This is a genomic window from Pseudomonas sp., from assembly GCF_036387035.1.
In the GTDB taxonomy this organism is placed as follows: domain Bacteria; phylum Pseudomonadota; class Gammaproteobacteria; order Pseudomonadales; family Pseudomonadaceae; genus Aquipseudomonas.
This window is the reverse complement of record NZ_DASVUM010000020.1, coordinates 1-3,664: the sequence shown is the minus strand read 5'-3', so window position 1 is coordinate 3,664 and position 3,664 is coordinate 1. Positions and strand designations below refer to the sequence as shown.

Here is a 3,664-nt window from a genome sequence, read left to right as displayed (position 1 = left end):
TGGGTGCGAATCGACGTGCCCAGGTCGCCGTGCAGCAGGTCGAGCATGTAACGGCCGTATTGTTGATACAGCGGCAGATCCAGCCCCAACTGATGGCGGATGTTCTCGACGATGGCGTCGGTGGCGCGATCGCCAGCGATCAGTCGCGCCGGGTCGCCCGGAATCAGGTGCGAGATGGAAAAGGTAATCAGGGACACGCCGAACACCACCAGCAGCAGGCCGCCCAGGCGTTTACGCAGCATATTCAGAAAGGCCATGGGGCACCTCGGTGACGCAGTCGATCAGTAACGCGAAACAGCGCGCGGACACAGCGTTGCTTCACAGGGCCCCGCCTCCCTTGCAGGGCCTGTGCAATGACAGCAACTGGCTGGATGAAGGGTCTACTTGGTGATCGTGCCGACGTTGAACACTTGTTCCAGCATCGGGTTGAACACGTAGCCCTTGACCTTCTCGCTCATCGGCAAGGTGTAGGCCTTCTGATAGAGATAGGCGTACACGCTGTCGTTGAGCACGATTTTCTGCGCCTGCTGATACAGCTCCGTGCGTTTGGCCATGTCGTTGGTGGTCGCCGATTCGCGAATCAGCGTGTCCACTGCCGGGTTGTCGTAAAACGAGCGATTGCCGGCGAGCCCTTTGAGCTTCGAGTCGAAGAAGAAATTCATGAACATGTAGGGGTCGGCAAAATCCGGGCTCCACGAGCCGATGGCGACGTCAAAGTCGCCGGTGCCCAGGCGCTCACGCATGCTGGCGTTGGCGAGCTTTTCCAGCTTGAGGTTCACGCCCAGGGGCTGCAATCCGGCCTGCAGGGTCAAGCCGATCGGCTCCCAGTTCGGGTCCTTGTCGGAATACATGAACGTCAGGTTGCTGATCTTCGGCGAGACTTTCGCCAGATCGGCTTTGGCCTTGTCCATGTCTTGCCTGAACGCTGGCAGCTTCTCGTCATACGCCCACATGCCCTGGGGAATCGGGCCATTGAGCGGCTTGGCCTTGCCTTTCAGGATGCCGTTGATGATGCCGTCGTAGTCCAGGGATTCGACGATGGCACGCCGTGCATCCGGGTTGTTCATCGGCGCTTTCTGCGTGTTGAGGTACAGCAGCGTCACCCGCAGCGACGGGTAATCGCCGACGACAATGCCGGATTTTTTCGCCAGCGCTTCGAGCTGGTCCTCGGGCATGTCTTCGATGATGTCGAGGTCACCGTGTTCCAGCTGCAGACGACGCACCGAGGCCTCGCTGATGATCTTCACCACGACCTTTTTCAGGGTAGGTTTCGGGCCGGCGTAGTAGCTGTTCTGCTCCATGGTGAGGGCCTGGCCCTTCTGCCAGGTGACCAGCTTGAACGCACCCGAACCTGCGGTGTGATTGGACAGGTACGCCTCGGCACCTTCGGCGTGTTTCGCCACGTCCGGGTTGATGATCGCCGCGCCGTTGTGGGCCAGCGTGGAGAGGAACGGCGCATACGGTGCCTTCAGGGTGAAGCGCACGGTCAGCGGGTCTACCACCGAGACAGCCATGTCATCGGGAAAGGCGCCAGACGGGCCTTGCTTGAGCTTCATCACGCGGTCGAACGAGAACTTCACCGCCTCGGCAGTGACCTCGGCGCCGTCATCGAATTTGTTGCCGGGCTTGAGCTTGAATTCCCAGGTCAGGTTGTCGGCCGAGGTGGTCCAGCTGCTGGCCAGCTCCCCTGCCACTTCGGTGCTGCCCTTGCCGTTTTCGACTTTGTAGGTGACCAGGCGCTGGTACGCCGGGTACGTGACGGTCCAGTCGTTGTTGTCGATGGTCACGGCCGGGTCGAGGGTCTGCGGGTCGGACGGCTTGCCGATCATCAGGGTGTCCTGAGGCACGGCTGCGCTGGCCGATTGCCAGGCGCCGAGGCCCATGGCGGTGCAGAGGACTGCCATCGCCAGCGTGCGTGGGGTAACGATTGATTTCATGCCGGTTCCTTGATCGTTCGAAGTAGGGAAGTTCGTCAGGTTTGTTATTGGCGCTATACCGGGCAGTTAAAGCTCACAGGCCTCAGGCCTGCGACATGGCGAACCCTGCTCTTGCGAGGTCGGGTTATGCCAGATTCAGCCGGGATTCATGCTTGTCCCGGTCGGTTTTCGTGTGTCTCTTCGCGTCGTGTGTGGCGTGATGGTTTTTGGGTCCGTGCCCTGTGGCCTGTTACACCGCGGGCTGGATCGAACCGTCGTCGATCAGCGGGTAGTTTTCGGCGTCGGGCAGTTCGTAATGCCACCATTCGCTGTCGATGTACGTGAACCCCGCCGCCAGCATGATCCCCAGCAGCAGCAACCGGTTGCGCTGTATGTCGGCGGGCAGGTCGGCAAAAAACTGATGCGAGTGCTCGCGCATGTCATCGAAACCGGTGCCCATGTCGAGGGCCTTCCCGCTTGCGTCGATCAGCGTCAGGTCCACCGCCACGCCTCGGGTGTGATGGGAACCCAGCCCGGGGTCGCGCACGTATTCGGGGTTAGGCAGTGCCTGCCAGAGCAGGTACTGCGCGTACCCCGGGCGATAGGCGTCGAAGATGCGCAACCGCAGCCCGGCCTGGCGGGCCAGGGTGCTGGCCTTGCGCAAACAACGTTCGGCGTCGCGGTGCAGCAGGCAGCGCGGGTCCCGGTAAATCTGCTTGCCGGCGAGGTTGTCGACGCCGGCGTAAATCAGGTCGATCTCGACCTGCAGCGCGTGGGCGTCGACTTCGACGAGGGGGCTATTCACGTAACGACACTCCAGATCAGCGTGGTGCGGGTTGCTTCAGTAGGACCGGCTTTAGCCGGGAAGCTCTATCTATTCAAACTGGCCAAACAGTTGCTGCAACTCACGATTCTTCGCCAGGCGCTGGTCCAGGCGCTCGCCATATCGGTCTGCCACTGCCGACACCATCAAATTGAACAGGCAGGTCAGCGGCGCCAGGGAATCCCAGAACTGGCCGACGTCGGCATTGAGCTGCAGCAGATCGCTGGGGTAATCCCGCGCCCACGGGCAGTGAAAGTCGGTAATGAACGCCAGTCCTACCTGCTGCTGATGGGCGACTTCGCAAAACGTGCGCGTAATGGCGGAATAGGTGCGGAAGTCGGCGATGACGGCGTAGGGATTTTCGAATTGCGAGTTGAGTGACTCGGCGTAGGTGCCGGACAAACCATCGACGTAATACACCTTGGGCCGGATGTACTCCAGGTGGCTGAAAAAGGCGTTGAGGATGCCTCGCATGGTCTGGATGCCGACGATGAACACGGCGTCAGCACTGTGCAGCCGCTCGACGATGCGGGCGAAGGTCTCGCTGCGTGCCAGGGCGTAGACACGCTGGATGGCTTCCAGCTCGCGATTCATCGAGCGTTCCAGGACATCGCCCTGGGAGTTTTCTTCACGAAAGGCGCCGAGCCGATCGGTGATTACCCACGGGCTGGCGCTGTCGCCGCGCAGGCTCTGTTTGACATCATCGATGTTCCGATAGCCCAACGAGCGCAGGAACCGGCCAACGGAGATACCGGTGGTTCCGGTCTGCTGGGCGATGCTGTCCGCGGTCTCGAAAGGCAGCTTCTGCGGATTGGCCAACAAGTAGCCGGCGATGCGCTTGCCGGTCGGCGTCAGATCGCTGAACCGTTGTTCGAGTGCGTCGAGGAAGGGCGACTTGTCCATTGGAGTTCCGCTGATGGCGCCG

General features: G+C 61.2%; 3 protein-coding genes and 1 pseudogene. All 4 read right to left on the bottom strand.

Translation table 11 applies throughout. The annotated features are described in order from the left end of the window. A pseudogene (locus VF672_RS01725) lies at positions 1 to 257 on the bottom strand (ABC transporter permease); the annotation flags it as partial. Between the two features lie 123 nt (positions 258 to 380). Next, positions 381 to 1,937: an ABC transporter substrate-binding protein gene (locus VF672_RS01720; protein WP_331100747.1), complete on the bottom strand. Its 1,557-nt coding sequence runs from the start codon at positions 1,935 to 1,937 to the stop codon at positions 381 to 383. Positions 1,938 to 2,166: 229 nt separating this feature from the next. Continuing rightward, positions 2,167 to 2,721, bottom strand: a complete 555-nt coding sequence (gene ddpX / locus VF672_RS01715) for a D-alanyl-D-alanine dipeptidase (protein ID WP_331100745.1) — start codon at positions 2,719 to 2,721, stop codon at positions 2,167 to 2,169. A 69-nt stretch (positions 2,722 to 2,790) separates the two neighbouring features. After that, entirely contained in the window at positions 2,791 to 3,642 is an 852-nt protein-coding gene (locus tag VF672_RS01710; RefSeq protein ID WP_331100749.1) for a MurR/RpiR family transcriptional regulator, read from the bottom strand. Between the last annotated feature and the right edge of the window lie 22 nt (positions 3,643 to 3,664).